Below are 24852 nucleotides of genomic sequence, written 5' to 3'. Positions count from 1 at the left end.
TTGTAAGTAAAAATGGAGAACGCATGCAGCATAATCCGGGATTCTTACGATTAGTGGAACAAGCCAGACAACGAGTGACGGAATGTACAGTAGCCAATATCCAAGCACGATTAGCGCGCGGAGAGCATTTCCATTTCATCGATGTGCGGGAAGATCATGAGTTCTGGATCGACCATGCAGCGGGTGCTCGTCATTTGGGGAAAGGTATTATCGAGCGTGATATTGAAACCGTGATTCCCGACAAACAGGCACCGATTGTGTTGTATTGTGGCGGCGGTTATCGCTCGGTATTGGTTGCAGATGCATTACAGCAAATGGGTTATACCAATGTGATTTCGCTGGAGGGTGGGATTAGAGCCTTGCGAGATGCGGGTTTTCCGCTTGAGAAAGATAAATCAATTTAGCAAAAATACACTACAGTAATTCTCGATACACTGAAACAAATGATTGATTGAATCGATTATTGGTTTTTTTACACAACTCTCATACAAATCCTATCATCATTATAGTTACACCATTAAACTGATTTATTTGCCGCATGGTGTGAGCGGTCGCGATTAACAACCGCACCATTTTTTCCATTATCAGGCATCATATGCGCGCGTTCGAGCGGTAAGGTTTCTCCTCGGAAGAATCTGGGTTCGCGTAAATTCCATAGCATCATCAGCAATACGCCGAACAATAATGTAACAACGCCGATTAAGAATACGATGCCCACGCCTGCGATTGATCCACTCGATCCGTAACCGGGGTCCATCATATTCCATGCTTGAATGATCGCGACGGCGATCAGAATGACGGCGGCGATTCCCGGCAGAATGACTTGCGATAGCGTAGTATGCCAATGATTAAATGCAGTACGATGGAAATACAATACGCAGGCCAGTGCGGCTACCGTGTAGTAAGTACAAACTGCGATACTGACGCTGTGAATCGTATCCTTGACGATCGATTCACTGATCAGACTCAATGTCACATAGATAATCAGCGTCATTAAGCCGATTGTCCAAGTCGCAAATTGCGGGGTTTGCGTTGTATTATTGACCGAGGAAAATCGGCGTGGAATGGCGCGGTACGTCGCCATAGCCAGCGCGGCGCGCGCCGCCGGCATGATCGTCGACATGGTGGCGGAAAATGCCGAGATTGCGATGATTAGCGCAGCGATATAGGTACCGTTGACTCCGATCATATGGGTTGCCAGTACCGTAATAATTGAATCGATATTATCCTGGAACGTCAAACTGGAATTATCGTGCGCATCAATGCCGGCATATGCCAGCGCCGCAGTTGCAAAGGTCACATAAGTAACCACCGTGATGAACATCGCGATGATGCCGCTTCGTCCGGCTTGTTCAGCACTGCCGCTGGTTTCCTCGGACATCGCCAGCGCTGCGTCAAATCCCCAGAAAATGAATAACGCCACTAGAAATCCATTCAGAAATGAATGAAACGAAGAAATGGCAAAAGGATTGAACCATTCAAGCGATAAAGGCTCAGCGGTGCGTACGGTATCGCCTTGCAGGACTTGCAGAAACAGAATTATCGCCAGTGCGATCAGTCCGCCGTATTGCATAATCGTCAGAATCAAAGTAGTGCGCGAAGACTCTTCCGCGCCGAGCGCGGTCAGATAGGTTGTACTAAGAATAAATAACGTAGCGGTACCAAAGTGGAACCAAAGCGGCGTTTCCGTCATACTCAGCAAAATCGCCAGCGCATCCACGATAATTTGCGTTGCCGCCACGCCTGCCAGTATGCTAGCCAGCAGTAGCGCCCAGCCGCCCAACCAGCCGAATCGCGGCCCGATGGCTTTGGTCCCCCAAGTAAAAACCGTGCCGGAATCGGGGGCGGAAGTGGTTAAGTGCTTATAGGACAATGCCACGAAGAACATCGGAATTACCGATAAAATAAACACGATCGGCAATTGATAACCGCTTTGCGCGGCGCCATGCCCCAATGCACCGGTTAACGAATAGGCTGGCGCGGTTGCTGCAAGGCCGATAGTAACGGCGGCGGATTTGGATATTGATCCTTTCTTTAATCCTTTGGCTTTCAGGCCGTGCATTACAGTTTCTTCGTGCATGTCATTCCTTATGGTTTACCGGAGAATTGAAAGCAAGACCCCGAGTTTGCGCTGGAAAGTAACAAAGATTTGTAATGAAGTCAAAAATAGCGCCTGATCATCAAAATGCGCGATTTCAATTAGTTCTCATGCGATATATATGCGAACTGGAAAATTCGAATCGCTGAAAGCGATAAATCAAGCTTCGATATTTTTAGGACGCTACGCTTGCGTGATTTATGGCACCATAATGTCCGGGTAGTAATCGACACCCGTCATCGCAATGAAGTAGGGGGCGATTGTAGTGAATTCCAAGTCGTTGGCGTCGTGGAATCCCGCATATGGATTACCGGTGGTATCGGTAATGACTCCGTTTGCAATCTCGATGTGATACAGGGCATGCGGCAGCAAATTTTCTAGCGGATTGATGAATACATCGCCATAATCATCGAACATCACCTGATTTGAATCCCGGATATCGATGATGCGAGTATCCGTATCACTGCTAATCATAATTTTGCCGTTGCCGGCCATCATTTGTTCGTCAAAATGGAGTTGGATGCCGGTATCTGGTCGGAGGGTCAGTTGCTTCTGCCAAAGATTGTCAGTTGTTAAGAAAGGCTGATCGTTATTTGTCATGAAATTTGTCCATTCCAATAGAGGGTTGGATTCAATTGGGGTAAAACTGAATCCGGACTGATCGGCAGTGCCTGTAAAAGCATTGCCGCTGCTATCCGTGACAACCCCGTCTGCTATCCGCACAGTATAAGGCGTGTTGAGAATCCAATTGTGCGATGGCTTGATGAACACTTCGCCGTAATCGTCGAATGTTACTTGACTGCTATCGTGAATATCAATGATACGTGTATCAGTGCCATTGCTGATGACGATCTCGCCGTTTCCGGGTAGTACCTTTTCATCAAATTGCAGCATGAAGGCATCATCGGCCTTGACGGTAACTTTATCTTGCGGCCCATACTGATCAACTGAATTAATGGCGTACAGTTGCGGATTGGATGCAATCGTTGTGAAACTCATGGTCTCCGGTTCTATCCCGCGGTACGCATGGCCGGTGTCATCCGTGATCACACCCGCTGCCATCTGAATTGAATACGAAGTGCCGGGAATAAGATTAATCGACGGTTTGATGACGACGTCGACGGAGGTAAGAAAATTTTTAAATGTCACCTGACTGGCATCGGTAATATCAATCGTGCGAGTATCCGAACCGTTGCTGATAATGATGGTGCCGCTACCTGCTTTAACCGCTTCGCCAAAACACAAAAGAATATCGCCATCAACTTTCAGCGTTGATTCATTCCACAGACTGCTCCACAAAAGCTCCGGATCAGCGGGAGTAACCGCGAAACTCAGTGTATCCGGATCGCTGATGCCGGCGTAAGCATTTCCCGTGGTGTCGGTGATTGCGCCGCTAGCAATTTGGATATGATAATTCGTGTTGGCAATCAAGTCGGTAGCCGGGTTGATGCGGACAGAATTGCCAACTTCGTTATCAAAGGTCACCTGACTGGCATCTTGTATATCGACGATCCGCGTATCCGAGCCGTTGCTTAAAATAAAGCTACCACTGCCCGGGATCACGTTCTCGTCAAAATTAAGCCATATATTGTCATCAGCAGCCAGTTCAGCGGGTAAGCCTGAATCCGACGAGCTGCTGTCGATATTGCTGTAAGCGAGTAATGGCACGGAATTAGCAGTATTAAAACTTAATGTTTCAGGATCAGTAATGGCGGCATTGACATGTCCGGCTCTATCCATGACTATGCCGTTCGCCATCTGAATGCTGTAATGAGTATTGGGAATCAAGTCTTGAGTTGGATTGATGCTGACAAAATTGCCGAATTTGCTGCTGCTGAATGTGATCTGACTGGTGTCGGTAATCGAGATTCTGCGGGTATCCGAACCGTTACTGAGAATAATATCGCCGGTTCCGGCAATGACTTCGTTTTTAAAGCTCAAATCGATAGTGTCATCGGCTTTTATAACGGGTACATCGCTGTACGTTACGGATCGGTTTGCTGGAATCGGCGGCATCGTCTGTCCTTTTTGCAAAAGAAGGTTGAATAGTGTCTGCGAGCTGAATGATGGCGCATCGCCTATCTTCGCTGCCAACCATTATCTTGCAAGTCGGATTCGGACAAATTGCCGATTAGCCGTAAAAAAGGGTGTGTTATTGGGATAAATCCCTTAAATGTGCGAACAGTTAATTCAAACCGATTCGATAGCAGCCAAAAATGAAATCAGACGGATTGAATCAACCCGCCATCACCCGATGTACGCCAGTCCGCTTTGTGCAAGTTCCGTCAGATGAATATTTTCCGCGTTGATGCCGGTATCCGCAGCCAGTATAACGAGCGCACCGGTTGAGATTTCGCCGCTGTCGAGCATGTTGACGTAGGGAGATTTTTCGCCGGGCGTGGGTGCGGAGCCGAACAAGTTTTGCCACAAAAGCGAGACGATAGCATCGTGACTGGTAAGTTTGGTTGCGTCGATGGCGAAGGTGGCCAGTTGTTCGTAACTCAATCCTTCGTCGGCCTTGGTCAAACCGATACCGGCATAATCTTGATTGGTTACAGCGGCAGCGCCGAAAACCGCGCCGAGCAGTTTAGCGACTTCGCCGGCATGACCGCCGAGATCGAGCGCCACATGCGCGCTGGAAAATTGCACCCGTTCGATATTCGTCAACGTGTCTTGATTGCCCGGATTGGTGTTGTCGCTGAGGGTGTAGCCGCCGGGTACCAAGTTCAAGGTGAATTGATTGCGGGGCGCATCGATTTTTACGGTATCGATTCCTGCACCGCCGTCCAAATTGTTGCGACTGCTGTTACCGATCAGGATATCGTTGCCTTGCCCGGCGGCGGCGTTTTCGATCGTAACATTATCGGCGATCCATACGTTTGGAACCGGATCGCCGACATTAATACCGTTGGATTGAACGTAAACCGGCTGGCCGATAAACGATCCATCGCCCGGATTCAAATCGATCAAACCGGACATAGCGCCGTCGTAGCGGATAGTGTCGTTGCCGCCCGCATCCCAGAGCGTTTCGTGGTAAGTGTTTGCATCGTTAAAAGTATAGGTGTCGTCACCGGCATGGTAATGCATGTTGGTGCCGTATAAATATTGCACCGCGGCAATATCGAGCACCATCGGCGTGACCGGATGGAAGGAAAATTCGTTACCCGTTTCGCCTTGTAGATTGGCGTAGGTATAGCTCATGACGGTGTGAATGGTGCTATCCAAATTCGCCGGCAGCGCCGGTTTGGATGGCATATCGGGATCGGCGAACGGGTGGGCGAGGCCGAGCGCATGTCCGAGCTCATGCAGAAGGGTTTCGAAAGAAATGTTACCGGGGTTCCATTCCTGCGAATTGAGCAAACTATTGGTGTTGATCCACACATCTCCAGCCAAGGGGCTGTTGTTGGGTAAGTAAGACCAAGCCAATGTCGATTCATCGGGATCGCTGGTGTAGGCTGCCCGGATGTCGCCTACGCTGCCGGGTGTTTCCGTGACTCGCACGAAGTTGATATTGGCGACATTCGCCCACTGCTGCAACGCCTTGGTAAAAGCAGTTTGATCGGCACTTGTCAGCGGCGTAAAAGCGCTGCGCCAGGGTTCCCCATCTCCGAATTGGGAACCGTATCCGCCGGACAGCGGTGACCAGTAGGTGACGCTATTGCTGAACGGGAAACTGTATGAAATGGTGGTATTCACCCAGTGCGAGCCGCCGATGAGCGAGTCGATCGAATTGTCATGAGCCGGTAGAGTACGAGCGATGCTGCTGGAAACAAAAGGCGTCGGCATAATGGACTTTGGCAACCGGTAAATGAAGGGGCGGTTTTGTAAAGGTGTTACGATAAATCAACTTAATATTTTTAGCCTATCTTTTTGATCTCTTCACAATTTTTCTCTGCTAACTTCACAAAAATTTTATTTAGTGAAGAGAATAATGCTGCAAAAATTAAATTCCCTGATTTTAGAATGGTGTTTCAGTAGCGAATATTGGAACGGGGTTGGCATTAAATAGTTTTTATTCATGTGGATTCTTGTTTAATTTTTTTTCATAAAGATAGGGACTGAATGATCATGGCGTCTAAGAATGCGATGCTATTTTTTGTTTGTTTGTCGATATTTTTCCTATTAAGTTCTCACGCGAATGCGCTTCCGAGCTTCGCGCGTCAGACCGGCTATGCATGCAGCGCATGCCATGTTCAGTCGTTCGGGCCCAACCTGACTTCCGTCGGCAGAAATTTCAAGCTCAACGGTTATACGCAAACGGATGGCAGGAATAACAATCTCATTCCACTGAGCGGCATGATCCGCGGTTCGTATACGCATACCCAGCACGATCAGCCGGACGGCGCAGCACCACGCTTTGGCAAGAACGACAACGGTACGATCGATGAAGCCTCCGTTTTTCTGGGAGGGCGCTTGACATCCAAGATCGGCACATTTGTCCAAGGGACTTACGATGGAGTGGAAAATATCGGTGTGCTGGATAACACCGATATCCGTTTTGCCGATCATGCCGATGTCGCCGGTCAGAAAGTAGTGTTTGGTTTGACGGCGAATAACAATCCGACGGTTACCGACCTGTGGAATACCACGCCGACCTGGGGATTTCCATGGAGCTCGTCGCCTTTGGCGCCGGCGCAATCCGCCGCGAATCTGATCGAATCGCTCGGCTCGCAAGTAATCGGCGCGACGGCGTATATGATGCTGAACGATTTGTTGTATGTGGAGGCCGGCGGTTATACCAGTTTGGCGAAAAATGCGCAGAAAGGAATCAGCGTATTCGATGCGGAACAACCCAGGATTAACGGCGGCGCGCCGTACTGGCGGATCGCGTTACAAAAGGACTGGAGCGGCCATTACGGCGCGGTGGGCGCGTACGGCATGCACGCCGATATCAATCCGCAACGGATCATAGGTGCGGGCACGGACCGCTACGACGACTTCGGCTTTGATTTGACCTATCAGTATCTCGCCAACCCGGTGCATATTTATGAATTCACCGCGACTTATCTGCGCGAAAACCGTAACCTGAATGCCAGCACGGCGCTGGGATTGGCTGACAGGGTAAAAGGCAATCTCGACACGGTGCGGATAAGAGCCGGGTATACGTTCCAGCAAACATACGGCTTAAACCTGTTTTACAATCAAACCACCGGAACGTCCGATACCGTCATCTTCAGTTCCGGCGATCCGATCAGCGGCAGCCGCACGGGTAATCCGTTGAGTCAGGCGTTTATCGCCGAAGCCAGTTTTACCCCTTTCGGCAAAACCAATAATTCCGTAATGAGCACGTTCATTAACCTGCGCATTGCGGCCCAATACGTACACAATTTCAAGTTCAACGGCAGCGTGCACAACTATGACGGCTTGGGCCGCAATGCTGTGAACAACGATACGTTTTACCTGAACGGTTGGCTGGCTTTTTGATGGATCGCTTGGAAATCTGGCGGCTATAGCGCGCCAGATTTCTGGAATTTATGCTTGTGAGAATAACATCAGCACGCGGATTAAAACCTTACGGTGCGATTCCATGTGCGCAGCAGAGCTGCGCTAACAAATCAAAGATACTAATTGCAATAATCGTTATCTTTGAACCATTTGACGGCGTCTTCAAGCGCTGCAACCGCAGGCCGGTGCTGATAGCCTAATTCCCGTTTGGCTTTCGCACTGGAGAAAAACATCAGTTTTTTGGCCATATGAATGCTATCGAGCGTTGCACGCGGTTCTGTGCGCGTGATGGTTGCAGTTTTTTCCATCAGCCATGCCATCGGCAGCATGATGCTAATCGGTATATTGATGCGATTTCTGCGCGTGCCGTTGATTTTATCGATCACTTGCAGGATCTCCAGCAGCGTCATGTTGTCTCCGCCCAGGATGTAGCGCTCGCCGGGTTTTCCATGCTGGAAAGCCAGTAAGTGGCCGTGCGCAATATCATCGACATGCGCAATATTGAGACCGGTATTGACATAGGCAGGCATGCGGCCCATCAAGGTGTCCAGCACGATGCGCCCGGTTGGGGTGGGGCGTACGTCGTTGGGGCCGATAGGTGTTGAAGGATTGACAATGACCAGCGGTAAATGGTGATCATCGGTTAATTGCTTGACCAATTCCTCCGCCTGATACTTGGAACGCTTGTAGTGTCCCAGAATGCGCGCAAAATCGGCCGGCGTGTCTTCATTGGCTGGTGAGCCGTCCGCGTTCAACCCGAGTGTCGCCACACTGCTGGTATACACAATGCGTTGAATACCGCCTTCATGGGCGGCTAAGATCAGGTCACGCGTGCCGTTAACGTTGATTTCGTACATGGTTGCGGGATCCGGAACCCAAAGCCGGTAGTCCGCGGCAACGTGGAACAGGTTGTTGCAACCGCGGACTGCATTCTTGAGTGATCGATGGCTGCGTAAATCGCCCTCGAAGACTTCGACGGAAAAATTCTCAAGATTGCGCCGGTCACTCTCCGGCCTGACCAGCACGCGAACTTCATGCCCGGCTGCAAGCAGGCATCGCATAACCGCGGAGCCTAGAAATCCCGTTGCACCTGTGACCAATGATTTTGTCATGCGTTGAAGTGTTTAATCGAGAACTAGCGGGGAATAGAGTGAATACAACACATTATTGATTCTCTATTTCACTTGCGAGAATGCGATTTTGTCTATATCGATTTCAGGAAGATTCCGGGATGTCAGCTTAAACAAGAACTCCAATATCCAATCCTGACTTGCGAACAAGCTGGTTGTGATTATGGTGGCTTTGACACTGCGGCGGCTGATTTTAACTTGGGAACCTGCGGAGAAATCGCGGTGTTGATTGATTTTGTTCAATGTCAGGATGGCCATGCCGATCGCCCATAGACAAAACCGGCGGATTCCCTTTTCTTGCGGCGGAATCAAGCTGGTGTAAATCAGCGCATTCTGCAAATGGCACTTGGCGACTGCTAATAATTCCGCTAATCCGGCTTGAAATTTTTCATTGGATGAGCCGGGCTGCAAGTCACGCAGATTGAATCCATTTTTAACAAAGATATCCTGCGGCAACCAGCAAGCGCCGCGCTTGCGATCATCCCAAATATCTTTGAGAATGTTCGTCATCTGCAATCCCTGGCCGAATGAGACCGACAGCTTCATCAAGGTGGATTTGTGCGCATCGATATCCTTCGAATAATCGCAGAATAGTTCGGTCAGCATTTCACCGACGACACCGGCGACGTAGTAGCAGTATTGGTTCATCTCGGATAAATCTTTCAATCCGTCCAGGGACTCGGTTTCCTGATAATCTGCCATGCCCTTAGCCATGATGCGCACACAGCGCTCCAACGCGCGGCGTTGCACCGGATTAAAACCATGCGTGATGCGAATGACGGCCGGCGTATTTTTGATGAGATCATGTTCCGCCGGAATCGTGTGATTGGAAAGCAGCGGATAGAGCTTGCGCGCGAATTCTTCCGCCGATGCGTTTCCGCAGACGACCTCGGCGAACATATCGGATAACGCCCGGGTCTGCTCGTTGGTCAATGCGCTATCATCCTCAATCGTATCGGTAATGCGGCACAGCAGATACGCATTGCCGATCACACGGCGTAATGCCTCGGGTAATTGCGGAATGGTCAGTGCGAAGGTGCGCGAGACACCTTGCAGGATATGATCTTGATATTGTTCATCGGCGATACGGGACGGGTTTGTCATTACGGGTTTTTTATAAAGCGATACGGCATGTTACTACAATTAAACACATCTCCAAATGGCGATTTATTGCGGCAGAATTTGTTCGGTTGCAATCAGCTCATCGATTGTCTCACGTTGCCGGATGACGTGGACGGTATCGCGGTCGACCATGATTTCCGCAGCGCGCGGCCGGGTGTTGTAATTCGAACTCATGCTCATGCCATAAGCACCGGCCGACATGACAGCGAGCAAATCGCCGTCATTCAAGCTGAGTTTACGGTCGTGGCCGAGAAAATCACCGGTTTCGCACACAGGACCGACAACCTGATAGCTTTTGATTTCACCGCCATTTTTATGCACCGGGAGAATGTCGTGATACGCATCGTACAAGGCCGGGCGCATCAGATCGTTCATCGCGGCATCGACAATCGCGAAGTTACGCGCCGGAGTGTGTTTAAGATACTCAATCCGCGTCAGCAGAATGCCGGAATTTCCCACCAGCGAGCGGCCCGGTTCGATTAGCAGGCGCTGATTGATGTGCTGTGTGCTGGTGCACAGTGCGGAAACGTAATCCTTGATGCTCGGCGGCGCTTCATCAGTGTAACGGATGCCGAGTCCGCCGCCCAAATCCAAGTGCTCAATCCGCAAGTCTTGTGATTGCAAGGTTTCGAGCAGCTTGAGCATTTTGCTGCTGGCTTGCAAGAAAGGTTCGAGCTCGGTCAGCTGGGAACCGATGTGACAATCCAATCCGGTAAAGCGGATGTGCGGGAATAAATGCGCCGATTGATAGATCCGTTCAGCCTCTTTGGCCGGGACGCCGAATTTATTTTCCTTCAGACCGGTGGAGATATAAGGATGCGTTTTGGCGTCTACATCCGGGTTGACGCGCAGGCTGACCGGCGCAATCTTGCCCATGTCTTTGGCAATTTGATTGAGCATGATTAACTCGGCTTCGGATTCGACATTGAAACACAGAATATTGGCATTCAGCGCCAATCGCATTTCCCCGGCATTTTTGCCGACACCGGAAAAAACAATTTTGCCCGGATTGCCGCCTGCTTTGATGACGCGCTGCAATTCACCGCCCGATACGATATCGAAGCCGCTGCCAAGCCGTGCGAACAGATTGAGTATGGCGATATTCGAATTGGCTTTTACTGCATAGCAGATCAGGTGATCCCGCTTGGCAAAAGCGGAGTCAAACGCTAGATAAGCCTGAGTCAGAGCGGCCCGGGAGTAGACATAACAGGGTGTGCCGAATTCATGGGCAATTTGTTTCAGAGATACCGATTCAACAAAGAGCTCGCCGTTGCGGTAATCAAATTCGGGAAAACCACTCATTTTTTCTGAGCTTCTTTGGATGATGCCGAGGCTTCCTCGACCTTGGGAAGATAAAGCGGGCCTTTAAGGCCGCAAGCACTCAACAGGTATGCCGAGAGCAATCCGATTAGAAATAAACGCATGAGAACCCCCTGGAACAATAATGACCGGATACTAACATAAGCGCATGCCGAATCAATCAAACTTGAAATTAATTTGGCTGTGAAGTTAAGGTTGGTTAGGAAGTAATGCTGCCGATAGCCAATCGACCAATTCATCCAATAACTGGTTGTTTGCCGCGCTCAAAGCGGAAACAGCGCCTGCCGCGTCCGCTGTGGGTGTTTTTTTCGTGATACTGAAGTCTTTTTGCGCCAGTACCTTGCGTGAATTGCGTTCAACCAGGCTGGCGCGCAGGCCGATCACGATATGGCTGTCCGAAGCGGTATCAAACAATTGCGAGAATTCTTGCAATTCCGTATGCAGCACATGATCGGCAGCCGCCATGCTGTTGTCTTTGATGACCCGCTCCTGCGTCGTGGCGGCGATCCGGTTGCGCAACTGCTGGGTCAATAAGGCGGCGGGCGCGGCGATCCAGCGGCTATTGGCATAACCATACGATTGCGCGGGATTGTGATAGAGCAGACGGTAATGAATGGTCGTATTATCGAGCCATGTGGGCGCGGCTGTTTCGGCCACTAACAAGCTTTTTCCCCGCAATTGAGTTTGCTGCGATGATTGCTGGGCATGAGCTGCTGATTGCATTCCCAAGTCATAAACGGCCGGCGGCGGTGATTTATGCAAAAAAGCGCAACCCGCAAGCAGGCAGATGATCAGCAACGATAAGGATATTTTTGTCATTGGATTCTCCCGTCAGGTGGAGCAAAACCCGCTTCTCCAGGCCCGGGTAAGGCGGGAGAACGGCCAAATAAGACGCTTTGCGGGTTTTCTTCCAATTGATGCAGCACTTTATCGAGATTATTCGAATTGCGTACGATGCCGTCGCTGACCTTGCGCAACTCCGGGATTGTCGCCGCCAGTTCTTGCGTGCTTTGCGACAGGCTGTCGAAAATACCGTCTTTCTGATTAATTTTGCCCACGCTAATGTTGATCTCACTTAAAAGATGATCCAGGCGCTTCACCAAAGTGGCGGACTCGGTGGTCAGGCCGGTAAAGGACTCCATTACCGGTTGCAGATGATTGACGATGCCATCAAAATTGCGTGTAGCCTTCTGAATATTATGTAGAATCTGAGAAACTTGGGTTTGGTTCTCATCATTCAGTAAGTGATGCATTTTTATGACCAGTTGATTGACGTTGCTGAGCAAATCCTGTCCCGACCCGGCGACTTCATCGAGTAACGAGCGGCGCATCGGAATGCGCGCATCGCTTGTCAGTTCTTCAGTACCGATGCCGTCGTCGTTCAGCTGTATGTATGCCAGTCCGGTAACGCCTTGATAGCCTAATTGCGCGTAAACACTGTTTCTCAGTATCACATTCTCGTTTACTGCGATATATATGAGAATTTGTTGCGGATTGTCGGGGTCGAATTCGATATCTTCAACCTTGCCGATATTAACACCGCGATAATGGACCGCCGATTGCGGGTTGAGTCCGCTGACGGATTCCTTGGTTACGACGAGGTACAGGGTGCGCTGGATATTGCTGCCGCTAAACCATGTCGCGACCAAAGCGACCGTGATGCTGAGAAAAATGACAAAGATACCTGCTACGAGAGCATGGGCGCGGTTTTCCATGTTGGCTCCGAGTTGTTTTTTTGCTCAATTTTGTGTCGTATGCTTTTAAAGAAACTGGTAATGAAAGGATGCGGATAGCGGTAAATTTCATCCAAGGTGCCGATGACTACAATCTGCTGATCGGCCAGCACGGCAATCCGGTCCGATAGTGCCACGAGTGTATCCAGATCGTGCGTGACCATGACAATGGTCAGATCCATTTCGTTGCGCAATGCCAGCACCAGTTCCACGAAACCTTCGCTCAGTTCGGGATCCAATCCGGCAGTGGGCTCATCCAGAAACAGCACTTCGGGATCCAATGCCAGCGCGCGCGCCAGCGCCACGCGCTTGATCATGCCGCCGGATAAAGCGGCGGGCATTTTGTTCGCGTGTTCCGGCCCGATGGCTACCATATCGAGTTTGATCATAACGAGTTCACGAATCATCGCTTCGCTTAAGGTATGCAATTCGCGCAAAGGCAATGCTACATTATCGAATACCGACAATGCGCTAAATAAGGCGCCTTGTTGAAAAAGCACGCCCGAACGGCCACGGACACATTTTTTTTGCTGATCGAAACTGGAATCAGTGCGGTCACTGCCAAAAATTCTGACGCTGCCTTGCGCCGGCTCCTCCAATCCGAGCATTTGACGCAGCAGTGTCGTTTTTCCGCTACCCGATCCGCCGATCAGAGTTAAAATCTCACCGCGATACACACATAAATTGATATCGCGATGGACGGTGTGATTGCCGAATCGTGTGTACAGCGATTCGATCTCGATAATACATTCCGGATTGCTCATGATCAGGTGAGCCCTACATCGGAAAATAGTACAGCAAAAATCGCATCGATGATAATGACCATGGTGATCGCCGTGACCACCGAAGATGTGGTGCCTTCACCAAGACTCTCCGTATTGGGTTTGATTCTTAAACCAAAATGACAAGCGATCAGCGCGATCACCATGCCGCACACAATCCCTTTGCCGAGTCCGAGCCACAGGTTGGCGATGGGCACCGCATCGGGCAATGCGGTTAAAAAGTATTGATGGTTCAAGCCAAGCTGCCATTCGGCTGCGACCATTCCGCCCAGCAATGCGATGGCACTGGTCCACATGACCAGCAATGGCATGGCGATACCGAGCCCCAGCACTTTTGGTAATATCAGGCGCTGACTATGCGAAATGCCCATGACCGTCAAAGCATCCAGTTCCTGAGTTACGCGCATGACACCGAGTTGCGCCGTCATGGATGAGCCGGAGCGGCCGGCGACCAGAATCGATGCCAGCATGGGGCCCAATTCGCGGATGATGCTGATTCCCAGGATGTTGATAATAAAAATATCGGCGCCGAACAACTGTAACTGTTTCGATGACAGATAACTTAAAACGATTCCGATTAGAAATCCTACCAGCGCAGTAATGCCGAGCGCTTGCGCACCGGTGCGGTACAAATTCGCGGAAATTTCGCGCCAGGGAATATAAACGGGGTTACGCGATAAGTAAATCAAATCCAGCAGCAAGCGGCCGATCAACATGACCAATCCCACGGCATGCTGCCACAGGAGCAGCGCTAATCTTCCCAGTGCCGTCAGGGGCCACAGTAAATCGCGCTGTTCGACTTCCGCTTTTACAATGGGTAAACGTTCCAAGCGCGCAAACATTCTTTCGTGCTCGGGGCGCAATTGCAGGTGCCGAGGCCGCCGCGCTTGCCATATGCGCCACAGCATGGCGGTACCGGCCGTATCCATTTGTCCGATGCCGGTCAGATCCCAGTATAAATCCGGATTTTTCGCCTGCTTGCTGAGCTCATCGGTCAATGGTTTCAAGACCGGCTTTAAAGCCGTCAGGGTATAGCTGCCGGTTAAAACAATCGATGCGCAGCCTTCTTGAGAGTAAAGCTGATACCACTGCCGCATTGCGTGATGAGAGTGATCAGTGTGCATCAATTCTGGCTTGGGTTCATTCATAGGGATGCCAAGGTGCCGGTATAACTAACCTTTAAGCAATCGGGATTATGTTTACTGTTCCATAATTCGAGCACCCTACGTTCAGAGTACTCAGCATTGACGGATTTGTATGGGCTTATTGTAACGCGTTATAGCACAGCAGTTGGGCGGATTAATGAAAACGCTGGAAGAAAATCGCTAACTGGCCGGTTTATTCGGCTTGAGCCACTGCCGAACGCGCCAGCGCCGGATTGTCGGCGAAGTATTTTTTGATGCCTAAGTACATCGCATCCGCCATTTTGTCTTGGTAGCCTTTACTGCGCAGTTTTTCTTCTTCTCTGGGATTGCTGAGAAAAGCGGTTTCCACCAGGATGGAAGGAATGTCGGGTGATTTCAGCACAGCGAAACCGGCTTGTTCGACATTTCTTTTATGCAAATGATTAATACCGCCGAGCTGCTTTAGAACGTATTCCGCGAGCTTGACGCTGTCATTGATGGTGGCATTCAGGGACAGATCCAGCAGCAGTTCCTTAATGTCTTTCGATTTCGATGTGATATCGATGCCGCCCATCAAATCGTTATCGACGCTATTTTCCTTGTTGGCAAGCCAGCTCGCGGTGGTCGAAGTCGCGCCGTGCTCGGATAACGTAAAGACCGAAGAGCCGTGGGCGTGCGCTCTGGGGTTGGCATCCGCATGGATCGACACGAACAAGTCGGCATTGGCGCGGCGCGCGTTAATGCGGCGTTGCGGCAAGGAAATATAATAATCGCCGTCGCGCGTCAGAACTGCGCGCATGTTCGGTTCCTTGTCGATGCGCTCCTTCAGTTTCTTGGCAATTGCCAAAGTGACATCTTTTTCATGGGTGCCTTGATTTCCCACCGCACCGGGGTCTTTGCCGCCATGGCCGGGATCGATCGCGATCACGAGAATCCGGGGAGCCAGACTTTTTTGCGGCGCTTTGCCGGGTTTCCGGCTAGGTGCTGCGGAAGATACGGAAGTATTGTTGATTTGCTTGGCTTGGCTCGCTGAATTCAATTGCGGTTTGGGCGCATGCGGCCAAATGAGTTTTGCTGGTTCTGTTTTTTGCTTGGCACCACCTTGTACCAATGTGGCAACCAATTCATCCAGAACATCCGCTTCAAAATCCGTATTCACCGCTGCACCGGCACGAGCGCTGGATTCCACTTTGCCGGCTTTGTTCGGATGATAAATATCCAGAATCAAGCGATGGGCAAAGTTCTCCTTGGGTTCGATAACCGATGTGCGCGGCACGACATTGGCTTTCAGATCGAACACCAACCGGATGACATGCGGTTTATATTGGCCGACGCGGATTTTCTGCACAAAAGGATCAATGGCGTCGACCTTTTGCGGCAATGTCGCAAGCGCCTGCGAGATCTGCGTATTGTTTAAATCGACGACTACCCGGTGCGGGTTTTCCAGCATGCTTAATTCATATTCGAGCGGCTGATTGGATTCCAGTGTGATGCGCGTAAAATCCGGCGTTAACCCGATGCGCACCGATTTCACCGTGATGCCGGCTGCCAATGCGGTTTGATTTACACCGATGCAACAGAAAAAAATCAGGATGAGGCACGACAGCAAGAAATTGCCGGCAACGGTAGCGCTGTCGTCATTGGGATACGTAGTTACTCTTTTTGATTGCCCCACTGTTTCAAGCATTGTTTTCCCGCCTCTGTGCAAGCCTGAAGTTCGATTTTACGGCCGTTATCGAGAATGCTGAGCACAAGTCGCAGATCAGGTTCGGGTAATAAATCGCCTGCTTTTTCGGGCCACTCCACCACGCAGATGGAATCTGAATTAAAATACTCGCGAAAACCGGCTTCTTCCCATTCAAGATAATCATTGAATCGATAAAAATCAAAGTGATAGAAGTATACCCCAGAGATTTTGTAGATTTCAACTAAATTGTAGGTCGGACTTTTGACGGCATGTGTGTATCCGAGCCCGTGTAGAATACCGCGCGTCACTGTGGTTTTGCCGGCACCGAGATTGCCGATCAAGTGAATGGTTAAACCGGCATGTAAATAAGTAGATAATTTTTCACCGAATTTCAGGGTTACTGAATCGTCGGCAAGATAACAGGAAAAATTGCGCGCTGATTCAGCCGCTGTCGAATGCATGTTATGCAAGAAAATACCTCACCAAAAAATATTTCCGATTTTGCGGTTTTAGCAACAACGATCAAGACATGGGGCAAGGAATTGGGCTTCCATGAAGTTCGTATTGCCGATGCGCAGGCGGATATGTCCGCGGTCGAATCCGGTCTGTTCCAATGGCTGGCACAAGAATACCACGGCACGATGGATTATATGGCGAAACACGGCACCAAGCGCACCCGGCCAGCTGAATTGGAACCCGGCACGCAGCGGGTCATTTCCGTGTGTATGAACTACGCGCCGCCGGCCGTAAAAAATAGCTGGGAAGTCATTCATTCCGGCGAACAGGCGTTTATTTCTCGTTACGCGCTGGGGCGTGATTACCACAAGGTGATCCGCGCGCGGCTGCAAAAGCTCGCCGACAAAATCACCGAAGCGGTCGGTCCGTTCAATTACCGCGTATTTTCCGACAGCGCGCCGGTCATGGAAGTGGCCTGGGCGCAGAAATCCGGGCTGGGGTGGCGCGGCAAGCATACATTATTGCTGAACCGCCAAGCTGGTTCGATGTTTTTCCTCGGCGAAATGTACGTCGATCTGCCGCTACCGGTGGACGAAGAAACCGGCAATTACTGCGGCAGCTGCACCCGCTGCATCGACATTTGTCCGACACAAGCAATCATCGGGCCTTACCAAGTCGATGCCCGCCGTTGCATTTCCTATCTGACCATCGAACTCAAAGACAGCATTCCCGAGCCAATGCGGCCGCTGATCGGCAACCGCATTTACGGCTGCGACGATTGTCAGCTGGTCTGTCCGTGGAATAAGTACGCCCAAATTACCCAAGAGAACGACTTTCACGTGCGCAACGGTCTGGACGATGTTTCGCTCGTCGAATTGTTCGGCTGGGATCAGGCTACATTCGAGACCAAACTGGCCGGCAGCGCAATTCGCCGCATCGGTTATCAGCAATGGTTACGCAACATCGCGGTCGGTTTGGGCAATGCACCATATTCGGACGAAATCGTGCAAGCCTTGCAAGCGCGTGCGGACGACCCGTCGGACATGGTGCGCGAGCATGTGCAATGGGCCTTGCAGCAGCAGGATCAAAAAAGAACCGCTAATCAGGAGCCATCACTATGAAAACACCATCAATCATCGGCACACCGCTGAGTTCCTCGGCGACCAAAGTCATGCTGCTCGGCAGCGGCGAACTCGGCAAGGAAGTCATCATCGCATTGCAGCGCCTTGGCGTTGAAACCATCGCGGTCGACCGCTACGCCAACGCGCCGGGGCATCAAGTCGCGCATCGCGCGCATGTCATCAACATGGCGGATGGTCAGGTTTTGCGAGCATTGGTCGAACAGGAAAAGCCCGATATCATCGTGCCGGAAATCGAAGCGATCGCTACCGACATGCTGGTCGAAATCGAGCAAGCCGGTATTGCCACCGTGATTCCGACCGCGCGAGCCGCTCGATTGACGATGAACCGCGAAGGTATTCGTTGCCTGGCGGCGGAAACCCTCGGGTTGCCGACGTCGCCGTATACCTTTGCCAACAGCCTGGCGGAATTGCAGTCTGCGATTGACGAAAAAATCGGTTATCCCTGTATCGTCAAACCGGTGATGTCGTCGTCCGGCAAAGGGCAATCGCGTATCGATCATACCGGGGAAGTGAAAGCAGCGTGGCATTATGCCGCCAGCGGCAGCCGGGTCGATCAGGGGCGGGTCATCGTCGAAGGTGTGATTCATTTCGATTATGAAATCACGCAACTGACCGTGCGCGCGCTGGATGGGGACGGCAATGTTAAAACGCATTTCTGCGAACCGATTGGACATGTGCAGGTACACGGTGATTACGTCGAAAGCTGGCAACCGCAGGCCATGTCCCCGGCGGCGCTGCAACGTGCGCGCGAAATCGCCAAGATCATCACCGATGATTTAGGCGGGTTGGGCATTTTTGGCGTGGAATTGTTCGTCAAGGGCGACGATGTCTGGTTCAGCGAAGTCAGCCCGCGGCCGCACGACACCGGTATGGTGACGATGTGCAGCCAGAAGCAAAGCGAATTCGATTTGCACGCGCGCGCGATTCTGGGATTGCCGGTCGATACTTCGTTGCTCGCGCCCGGTGCCAGCGCGGTGATTTACGGCCAACTCGAAGCCAAAGGCATCGCCTTTTCCGGCGTGACCGAGGCGCTGCAAGTACCGCAAAGCGACATCCGCCTGTTCGGCAAGCCGGAATCGTTCAAACGGCGGCGCATGGGCGTTGCATTGGCGAATGGTGCGGATACGAACCAAGCACGCGAGCGAGCCAAGCTTGTAGCGAATTTTGTTTTGCCTGTTAAAGAATAGGGTCTTAGGAAGTTAAAGCGGGTTTAAACGTAACAATTTAAGAATTTCATGATAGAGATTATCACGGCGATGATTAAAACGAAATTCGGTTTCTTTCAAGTGCAGGTAGAAAGTATGTTCGGGCACACCATTGAACTTGGCCAAACGTCTTTTAGCAAAACTCCAGAAAGACTCGATACCATTAATATGCCGCTCGCCACTGGCAAACTCATTGTCACCATGGTGAACCCTGAAGTGCTTATCAAAGCCGATATCGACCAATCCGTCATAACCACGCCATCCATCGGAATGGATTACGGTATCGGGCGCTACATGCCCACGGATAATGGCTTGCAATGTCGCTTTAGAGCAATCTGGAACAATCTCTGTATAAACTTTTCCTTGGCGTTTAAGCACACCAAAGACTATTGTTTTGCCATAAGCGCCCCGCCCCCTTTTACCCCTGACTCGCTGGGCACCAAAGTAAGACTCATCAACTTCTACAGAACCTTGCAGAGGGGATTCAAGTTCGCAATTCTGGGCAATTCGCTGTCGTATTTTAAGATAAATGGTATTGACGGATCGGATAGAAATGCCGGTCAATTGGGCTGTGTCAGTAGCAGTAAAATCCATCGAAAAACATCGAATAAGTTGCCTGAATTTTGCTTCTCTGATTCGAGAACGAAAATAGTATCTGTTTTTAGCATTCATCTCAGAAAGTTAGCACACTTTAGTAAGTGCTTAACTTCCTAAGACCCAAGAATAATATTAGCTATAGCAATTGCGAATACTAAGTTAGGTAGTAATTTTTAATTATTGAGGGAGGCTTTCATATATGGATTTTTTATGTCGATGAGTTCATTGCTAGGTATTATTCTCGGTTCACTCGGAACAATTTTTTTAAGCTTATTTAAGGATTGGATAAAAGATAAATATACATACCTATCTGATAATTATATTGATATTGTAGGTACGTGGAATGTCCAAACTGCTAGTTTCTCTTTAGAAAAAGGAATTATTCATAACACCAAAAATTATAATGAAGAGCTCACAATTCAGCAGCAATTCATGGGCAAATTTCGTGGAAAACTTGTAGCTCCAAGTGGAAAAGAAGAACGTGAACCGATTGAGTATGTTATTCGTGGTAAATTTATAGATAAATATAATGCTGTATATACGTATAAGCACGACAGAATGCTAACTGATATAGGTTCTGGAACTATTAAAATAGATTACAAAGATCATGGGATTGCTAATGGTGCTTCAGTTGATTATGGTTTCTCTACTGAAAATGCACCTATGTTTTTTAAATTCAGAATGAATAAAAAAACATAATGAAGTTGATTAAACCATTTTTTTGCTCTTTTAGTATTTTTGCCTTTTTGTCTTAAATCAATTTGAATTAATTGGATAAGGAACGTTATGACTATTGAACAACTCAACGCCAATTTTGGCATCGCAGGTCAACTCGAATTTATCACCGGCAAAGGCGGATTACCGATGATTCAAGTCAATATCGCCAAGGCCAAAGCGCTGATCTCGATCCATGCCGGTCAAGTGCTGTCGTATCAACCCGCCGGTGAACCGGAAGATGTGATGTTTTTGAGCGCGAAAGCGTATTACCAGGATGGCAAGGCCATTAAAGGCGGCGCGCCAATCTGCTGGCCGTGGTTTGGCGCCGATCCGGAAGGCAAAGGCCGCCCTGGACACGGCTTCGTGCGCAATCGCGGCTGGAATGTGGTGGCCACCGAAGCGCTAAGCAATGGCGACATCAAAGTCACCGTTGGCTTGGACGATACGGCGGAAACGCAAGCCATCTGGCCGCATGCCTTCAGCCTGCGGCAGGAAATCGTCATCGGCGACAGCTTGAATCTGTCATTGATCACGCGTAACACCGGCAAGGAAAAATTCACCATCACTCAGGCATTCCACACCTATTTCAGGGTCGGCGACATCACGCAAACCAAAGTACTCGGCCTGAACGGCTGCGACTACCTCGACAAAGCCGGTGGCGGCAACACGCAAAAACATCAAACAGGTGACGTGACCATCGACGCCGAAGTCGACCGCATCTATCTGAATGTTGGCAATACCTTGACCATCAACGACGCAGCCTTGAGTCGCCGTATCCAGATCACCTCGCAGAACAGTAAAACCGCTGTGGTATGGAACCCGTGGGAAAAAATCGCCAAAGACATGGCGGATTTGGAAGATCACGATTACCAGCGCTTATTGTGCGTGGAAACGACCAATGCGGCGGATGATGTCGTGGAAGTTGCGCCAAGTGGGGAGTGCCGGTTAGTGGCTAATTACCGGGTGGTGCGCGGTTGATTGATTGGTTGTAAATCAGCGATGTCGAGATGTGATCCCTCGAGCTTATTTTTACGTTAATCGGATTCAATAATATGTTTGTAGGCTCAACTTTCTCTGGAGATCAAGATCGAGACTTGATGTGGGTGCAGCATGATCTGTGGTTCAAGATCAACGGCGCATGGTTCGAAGAAGACGGCCTTGCGATGGGAACATCTTTTTATATGTTTTCGTGTGCTCGCAAGGCGGTAATGTTTTTCACGGAGACGAATCCGTTGTTTTTTCCTGAACGGGAAGGACTGTCAACAATTTCAAACTTTGATCATCGTGTGCTCCAAGTACCTCATGAACTTTTGGCATCCTTCTATCGCTGGCGGATTCAGACGGTTAGATTGCCCGCATTCTCGGCTGCACTTGCTGACTATCGTGCCTACCTGCTTGATTCTTGGAAGATGTACCTGCGGTATGAAGTAGCTCATATCACCTTTGGACGACTTGATATCGCTGAACAAATTGTGCGTGCAGTTATTTTCCAGAATACTGAGAAAGGATATGTAGCAGAAGATCGTATTATCGCGGAATTAGACCAAAGATATGGCCAATCCTTCCGATCGGATCGAGAAAGGTTTTCGAAGTGCACGGGCGTCTCTTCTGAAAACGAAGGCTTCGTTTACGTCATGGTCAGCCCGGCATTGAAAGAAGATTTTCTTAAAATTGGCAAAACAATTCGTAGCCCGCAGAAGCGCGCTCAAGAGATTAGTACAGGAACCGGTGTGCCATTGCGGTTTTATGTGGTTTTTCAGGTGATGGTTTCAGATTGCCATCAAGTTGAGAAGCTGGTTCACACTGAGTTGGCATCTCATCGTTCTACGTCGTCTCGTGAATTTTTCGAGATACCCCTGGACAAAGCCGTTGAAGCAATTAGAGCAATCGCCTTGTACTATCCGCCTAACAATCGCTCCCAAGGTATCAGATCTTGATATCACACATTTATGAAAATGAATGGTTTTTCGTTCCACCTGGCGGTTATGAACGATACTCCCGTAGCCACTCCATGAGCGCGGTAGATTTGGCTGCCGAAGAAAGTCCAACATCAAACCTGCGGTGTTGAGAATAGGCAACAAAATGCTTGTTACCTATAAACTGCGTCTTTTTGTTTCCTCGAAAATGTTTTTCATTCGTTTGCCAGTCGCTGCCGATAGCGCGGAACGTATCGGCCACTTCGCGCGATAAGCGGATGGTGTTCGTTCTTTGATAGAAAATTCTACTGTATTGCTCCTGTTACTCAGGAAGGCATCTGTGAATAATTGCCATTGTTAACTGTACAAGTCGAAATATAAGGAATTACAAAGAAACTATGATCCGGTATTGGTCGCTTATTCTCGGTCCCTGCTTCGCCATAGTTATGGCCATAAGCATGAACGCCTCCGGCTGGGACGCCAAAGCCTGTTGGGCTGGTGCCATCGTCACTCTGTGCGTCGTCTGGTGGATTTTTGAGCCGATTCCGATTCCGGTGACGTCGATCATTCCGTTGGCGGTGTTTCCGTTGGCGGGGGTGTTGACCAAGGAGGACATCGCGCGAGCGTACGGCGACGATATGGTGTTGCTGATGCTCGGCGGTTTTATGATCTCGGCGGCGCTGGCGCATTCCGGCGCGCATCACCGGCTGGCGCTCGGGTTGATTCGTATCGTCGGCGGGCATAGCAGCCGGCGTATCGTGTTCGGTTTTTTGTGCGCCTGCGCGTTTATCAGCATGTGGATTTCCAATACCGCGACCACGCTGATGATGTTGCCGCTGGCATTGGCGGTGATCGATCAGAGCAACGATAAAAAGCTCGCTATCCCGTTGCTGCTGTCAATCGCTTACGGCAGCAGTATCGGCGGATTGGGTTCGCCGATCGGCACACCGCCGAATCTGGTGTTCATGCGCGAATATGAAAGCTTCACGGGAATCACGGTCAGTTTTACGCAGTGGATGAGCTGGGGTGTGCCGGTGGTGCTGTTGATGACGCCGCTGGCGGGTTTGTGGCTGACCCGGCATTTGCATTTCAAGGGTGATTTGGCGATGCCTCCGGCAGGGCCATGGCGCGCGGAAGAACGGCGCATGCTGTTGATTTTCGGGCTGACCGTGCTGGCGTGGATCACGCGCAACGAACCGTTCGGCGGTTGGAGCGTCTGGCTCGGTCTGAAAGGAGCGAGCGATGCGACGGTGGCATTGATCGCCGTGGTGGCGATGTTTCTGATCCCGAACGGCCGTGGCGGCCAATTGCTGAACTGGGATACCGCCGTCAAGGTGCCGTGGGGTATTTTGATTTTGTTTGCCGGAGGGATTGCGATTGCGCAGGCGTTCATCGAAACCGGATTGTCGCAAGCGGTGGGCGAGCAGTTATCCGTTCTGTCCGGTTTGCATCCGTTGATCATCATTGTATGCGTCGCATTATTGGTTACTTTTCTTACTGAAGTTACGAGTAATACGGCCATCACCGTTTTGTTGATGCCGATTCTTGGTCCGGCTGCACTAGCCGCCAATGTCGATCCCGCGCTGCTGATGCTGCCGGCCGCGATGGCCGCCAGCTATGGTTTCATGATGCCGGTCGGCACGCCGCCGAATGCCATCGTGTTCGGCACCGGCGCGGTGCCGATCAGCAGCATGGTGCGCGAAGGGTTAGTGCTTAATTTCATCGGCGCAGCGGTGATTACGACGGTGTGTTATTGGCTGGTCGGTTAATTAAATTGCTGCTCAAACTGCTGTCATATCTTTTCCAATCAAACCAAGGCCCCGGGTCGGTTTTGCGCCCGGGGGCGATGTCCGAATGCCCGGCGATACTCTGAATCGGATATCGTTCGCACAAACATTGTGTCAAACCGATCAGTACTTCATATTGCGCGTCGGTAAACGGCGTGGTGTCGCTGCCTTCGAGCTCGATGCCGATCGAGAAATCGTTGCAGCGTTCGCGGCCTTGCCAGTTCGAGACACCCGCATGCCAGGCGCGCTGGATGCACGGTACGAATTGAATTAGAGCGCCATCGCGGCGGATGAAAAAGTGTGCCGATACCTTCAAACCCTGTAGCGCTTGATAATAGGGGTGTGCAGCCGGATCGATGCAGTTGGTGAACAGTTCGATCACACCATCGCCGCCGAATTCATTGGGCGGCAGGCTGATGTTGTGGATCACCAATAGATTGATGTCCGTGCCCGGCGGGCGTTCGTCATAATTCGGCGAGGCGATGAATTTAGCGGAATCGAGCAATCCGGTGGCGTCCAGACGCATGTTAAAATCAAAAAAATGAACAATCGCACATGGTAACTGACTGCAACTGCACTTGAAAACTGAAA

At 50.4% G+C, this 24852-nt stretch carries 23 protein-coding genes; 8 read left to right on the top strand and 15 right to left on the bottom strand.

Annotated features, from left to right (window positions below; translation table 11 throughout):
- Window positions 1–23: 23 nt before the first annotated feature.
- Complete coding sequence (locus tag HRU77_01915) at window positions 24–404, top strand: sulfurtransferase (GenBank protein ID QOJ19563.1); 381 nt, start codon at window positions 24–26, stop codon at window positions 402–404.
- Between the two features lie 113 nt (window positions 405–517).
- Here the strand turns inward: HRU77_01915 and HRU77_01910 are convergent, their stop codons facing one another.
- From HRU77_01910 to HRU77_01900, 3 genes are all read right to left on the bottom strand, one after another.
- On the bottom strand, window positions 518–2080 hold the full coding sequence (locus HRU77_01910) for an APC family permease (protein QOJ19562.1): 1563 nt from the start codon (window positions 2078–2080) through the stop codon (window positions 518–520).
- Window positions 2081–2296: 216 nt separating this feature from the next.
- A complete protein-coding gene (locus HRU77_01905) occupies window positions 2297–4114 on the bottom strand; it encodes an Ig-like domain-containing protein (GenBank protein ID QOJ19561.1) in 1818 nt (605 codons plus the stop codon).
- 231 nt (window positions 4115–4345) lie between these two features.
- Window positions 4346–5884: a M10 family metallopeptidase C-terminal domain-containing protein gene (locus HRU77_01900; protein QOJ19560.1), complete on the bottom strand. Its 1539-nt coding sequence runs from the start codon at window positions 5882–5884 to the stop codon at window positions 4346–4348.
- Between the two features lie 282 nt (window positions 5885–6166).
- On the opposite strand from HRU77_01900, the gene HRU77_01895 reads away from it, so the two are divergent.
- On the top strand, window positions 6167–7522 hold the full coding sequence (locus HRU77_01895) for a cytochrome C (GenBank protein ID QOJ19559.1): 1356 nt from the start codon (window positions 6167–6169) through the stop codon (window positions 7520–7522).
- A 140-nt stretch (window positions 7523–7662) separates the two neighbouring features.
- On the opposite strand, the gene HRU77_01890 is transcribed toward HRU77_01895, so the two are convergent.
- From HRU77_01890 to tsaE, 10 genes are all read right to left on the bottom strand, one after another.
- On the bottom strand, window positions 7663–8655 hold the full coding sequence (locus HRU77_01890) for an NAD-dependent epimerase/dehydratase family protein (protein QOJ19558.1): 993 nt from the start codon (window positions 8653–8655) through the stop codon (window positions 7663–7665).
- A gap of 63 nt (window positions 8656–8718) precedes the next feature.
- Window positions 8719–9777, bottom strand: a complete 1059-nt coding sequence (locus HRU77_01885) for a phytoene/squalene synthase family protein (GenBank protein QOJ19557.1) — start codon at window positions 9775–9777, stop codon at window positions 8719–8721.
- A gap of 63 nt (window positions 9778–9840) precedes the next feature.
- A complete protein-coding gene (gene lysA / locus HRU77_01880) occupies window positions 9841–11097 on the bottom strand; it encodes a diaminopimelate decarboxylase (protein ID QOJ19556.1) in 1257 nt (418 codons plus the stop codon).
- Window positions 11094–11219 (bottom strand): lipoprotein, encoded by a 126-nt coding sequence (locus HRU77_01875; protein ID QOJ19555.1) that lies wholly within the window; start codon window positions 11217–11219, stop codon window positions 11094–11096. Before HRU77_01875 ends, lysA begins: the two co-directional genes overlap by 4 nt.
- Before the next feature lie 85 nt (window positions 11220–11304).
- Window positions 11305–11934, bottom strand: coding sequence for a membrane integrity-associated transporter subunit PqiC (locus HRU77_01870; GenBank protein QOJ19554.1), 630 nt, complete (start codon window positions 11932–11934; stop codon window positions 11305–11307).
- The gene (locus tag HRU77_01865; protein QOJ19553.1) at window positions 11931–12830 is read right to left on the bottom strand and encodes an MCE family protein; all 900 of its coding nucleotides are present in this window, start codon (window positions 12828–12830) and stop codon (window positions 11931–11933) included. Before HRU77_01865 ends, HRU77_01870 begins: the two co-directional genes overlap by 4 nt.
- Complete coding sequence (locus tag HRU77_01860; protein QOJ19552.1) at window positions 12803–13612, bottom strand: ATP-binding cassette domain-containing protein; 810 nt, start codon at window positions 13610–13612, stop codon at window positions 12803–12805. The genes HRU77_01865 and HRU77_01860 overlap by 28 nt, the downstream gene beginning before the upstream one ends.
- Window positions 13613–13614: 2 nt before the next feature.
- Window positions 13615–14727: an ABC transporter permease gene (locus HRU77_01855; protein ID QOJ22027.1), complete on the bottom strand. Its 1113-nt coding sequence runs from the start codon at window positions 14725–14727 to the stop codon at window positions 13615–13617.
- 241 nt (window positions 14728–14968) lie between these two features.
- The gene (locus HRU77_01850) at window positions 14969–16441 is read right to left on the bottom strand and encodes an N-acetylmuramoyl-L-alanine amidase (GenBank protein ID QOJ19551.1); all 1473 of its coding nucleotides are present in this window, start codon (window positions 16439–16441) and stop codon (window positions 14969–14971) included.
- Window positions 16408–16902 (bottom strand): tRNA (adenosine(37)-N6)-threonylcarbamoyltransferase complex ATPase subunit type 1 TsaE, encoded by a 495-nt coding sequence (gene tsaE, locus HRU77_01845; protein ID QOJ22026.1) that lies wholly within the window; start codon window positions 16900–16902, stop codon window positions 16408–16410. Before tsaE ends, HRU77_01850 begins: the two co-directional genes overlap by 34 nt.
- A gap of 3 nt (window positions 16903–16905) precedes the next feature.
- Here tsaE and queG point away from each other — a divergent pair, with 3 nt between their 5' ends.
- A complete protein-coding gene (queG, locus tag HRU77_01840) occupies window positions 16906–18018 on the top strand; it encodes a tRNA epoxyqueuosine(34) reductase QueG (protein ID QOJ19550.1) in 1113 nt (370 codons plus the stop codon).
- Window positions 18015–19226, top strand: a complete 1212-nt coding sequence (gene purT, locus HRU77_01835) for a formate-dependent phosphoribosylglycinamide formyltransferase (GenBank protein ID QOJ19549.1) — start codon at window positions 18015–18017, stop codon at window positions 19224–19226. Before queG ends, purT begins: the two co-directional genes overlap by 4 nt.
- A 12-nt stretch (window positions 19227–19238) precedes the next feature.
- On the opposite strand, the gene HRU77_01830 is transcribed toward purT, so the two are convergent.
- The gene (locus HRU77_01830; protein ID QOJ19548.1) at window positions 19239–19916 is read right to left on the bottom strand and encodes an IS1595 family transposase; all 678 of its coding nucleotides are present in this window, start codon (window positions 19914–19916) and stop codon (window positions 19239–19241) included.
- A 141-nt stretch (window positions 19917–20057) separates the two neighbouring features.
- Between HRU77_01830 and HRU77_01825 the strand changes: the two genes are divergently transcribed.
- The 4 genes from HRU77_01825 to HRU77_01810 all read left to right on the top strand — a co-directional run bounded on the left by HRU77_01825 (window position 20058) and on the right by HRU77_01810 (window position 24243).
- A complete protein-coding gene (locus HRU77_01825) occupies window positions 20058–20540 on the top strand; it encodes a hypothetical protein (GenBank protein ID QOJ19547.1) in 483 nt (160 codons plus the stop codon).
- Window positions 20541–20627: 87 nt separating this feature from the next.
- Window positions 20628–21536, top strand: coding sequence for a D-hexose-6-phosphate mutarotase (locus tag HRU77_01820; protein QOJ19546.1), 909 nt, complete (start codon window positions 20628–20630; stop codon window positions 21534–21536).
- A gap of 74 nt (window positions 21537–21610) precedes the next feature.
- The gene (locus tag HRU77_01815; GenBank protein QOJ19545.1) at window positions 21611–22495 is read left to right on the top strand and encodes a GIY-YIG nuclease family protein; all 885 of its coding nucleotides are present in this window, start codon (window positions 21611–21613) and stop codon (window positions 22493–22495) included.
- Between the two features lie 377 nt (window positions 22496–22872).
- The gene (locus tag HRU77_01810) at window positions 22873–24243 is read left to right on the top strand and encodes an SLC13/DASS family transporter (protein ID QOJ19544.1); all 1371 of its coding nucleotides are present in this window, start codon (window positions 22873–22875) and stop codon (window positions 24241–24243) included.
- Here the strand turns inward: HRU77_01810 and ampD are convergent.
- Entirely contained in the window at window positions 24212–24787 is a 576-nt protein-coding gene (ampD, locus tag HRU77_01805; GenBank protein QOJ19543.1) for a 1,6-anhydro-N-acetylmuramyl-L-alanine amidase AmpD, read from the bottom strand. The two genes, HRU77_01810 and ampD, sit on opposite strands and share 32 nt — an antisense overlap.
- Between the last annotated feature and the right edge of the window lie 65 nt (window positions 24788–24852).

The organism is Gammaproteobacteria bacterium (assembly GCA_015709615.1).
In the GTDB taxonomy this organism is placed as follows: Bacteria; Pseudomonadota; Gammaproteobacteria; order Burkholderiales; family Nitrosomonadaceae; genus Nitrosomonas.
The sequence above is the reverse complement of the archived record's forward strand: the minus strand, read 5'-3'. Positions and strand labels throughout refer to the sequence as shown.

Excerpts from the sequence above, each read along its gene's own strand:
- HRU77_01915 (QOJ19563.1), top strand. The coding sequence starts at position 24 with ATGCAGCATAATCCGGGATTCTTACGATTAGTGGAACAAGCCAGACAA.
- HRU77_01910 (QOJ19562.1), bottom strand. The coding sequence starts at position 2,080 with ATGCACGAAGAAACTGTAATGCACGGCCTGAAAGCCAAAGGATTAAAG.
- HRU77_01905 (QOJ19561.1), bottom strand. The coding sequence starts at position 4,114 with ATGCCGCCGATTCCAGCAAACCGATCCGTAACGTACAGCGATGTACCC.
- HRU77_01900 (QOJ19560.1), bottom strand. The coding sequence starts at position 5,884 with ATGCCGACGCCTTTTGTTTCCAGCAGCATCGCTCGTACTCTACCGGCT.
- HRU77_01895 (QOJ19559.1), top strand. The coding sequence starts at position 6,167 with ATGGCGTCTAAGAATGCGATGCTATTTTTTGTTTGTTTGTCGATATTT.
- HRU77_01890 (QOJ19558.1), bottom strand. The coding sequence starts at position 8,655 with ATGACAAAATCATTGGTCACAGGTGCAACGGGATTTCTAGGCTCCGCG.
- HRU77_01885 (QOJ19557.1), bottom strand. The coding sequence starts at position 9,777 with ATGACAAACCCGTCCCGTATCGCCGATGAACAATATCAAGATCATATC.
- lysA (QOJ19556.1), bottom strand. The coding sequence starts at position 11,097 with ATGAGTGGTTTTCCCGAATTTGATTACCGCAACGGCGAGCTCTTTGTT.
- HRU77_01875 (QOJ19555.1), bottom strand. The coding sequence starts at position 11,219 with ATGCGTTTATTTCTAATCGGATTGCTCTCGGCATACCTGTTGAGTGCT.
- HRU77_01870 (QOJ19554.1), bottom strand. The coding sequence starts at position 11,934 with ATGACAAAAATATCCTTATCGTTGCTGATCATCTGCCTGCTTGCGGGT.
- HRU77_01865 (QOJ19553.1), bottom strand. The coding sequence starts at position 12,830 with ATGGAAAACCGCGCCCATGCTCTCGTAGCAGGTATCTTTGTCATTTTT.
- HRU77_01860 (QOJ19552.1), bottom strand. The coding sequence starts at position 13,612 with ATGAGCAATCCGGAATGTATTATCGAGATCGAATCGCTGTACACACGA.
- HRU77_01855 (QOJ22027.1), bottom strand. The coding sequence starts at position 14,727 with ATGCGGCAGTGGTATCAGCTTTACTCTCAAGAAGGCTGCGCATCGATT.
- HRU77_01850 (QOJ19551.1), bottom strand. The coding sequence starts at position 16,441 with ATGCTTGAAACAGTGGGGCAATCAAAAAGAGTAACTACGTATCCCAAT.
- tsaE (QOJ22026.1), bottom strand. The coding sequence starts at position 16,902 with ATGCATTCGACAGCGGCTGAATCAGCGCGCAATTTTTCCTGTTATCTT.
- queG (QOJ19550.1), top strand. The coding sequence starts at position 16,906 with ATGCAAGAAAATACCTCACCAAAAAATATTTCCGATTTTGCGGTTTTA.
- purT (QOJ19549.1), top strand. The coding sequence starts at position 18,015 with ATGAAAACACCATCAATCATCGGCACACCGCTGAGTTCCTCGGCGACC.
- HRU77_01830 (QOJ19548.1), bottom strand. The coding sequence starts at position 19,916 with ATGAATGCTAAAAACAGATACTATTTTCGTTCTCGAATCAGAGAAGCA.
- HRU77_01825 (QOJ19547.1), top strand. The coding sequence starts at position 20,058 with ATGAGTTCATTGCTAGGTATTATTCTCGGTTCACTCGGAACAATTTTT.
- HRU77_01820 (QOJ19546.1), top strand. The coding sequence starts at position 20,628 with ATGACTATTGAACAACTCAACGCCAATTTTGGCATCGCAGGTCAACTC.
- HRU77_01815 (QOJ19545.1), top strand. The coding sequence starts at position 21,611 with ATGTTTGTAGGCTCAACTTTCTCTGGAGATCAAGATCGAGACTTGATG.
- HRU77_01810 (QOJ19544.1), top strand. The coding sequence starts at position 22,873 with ATGATCCGGTATTGGTCGCTTATTCTCGGTCCCTGCTTCGCCATAGTT.
- ampD (QOJ19543.1), bottom strand. The coding sequence starts at position 24,787 with ATGCGTCTGGACGCCACCGGATTGCTCGATTCCGCTAAATTCATCGCC.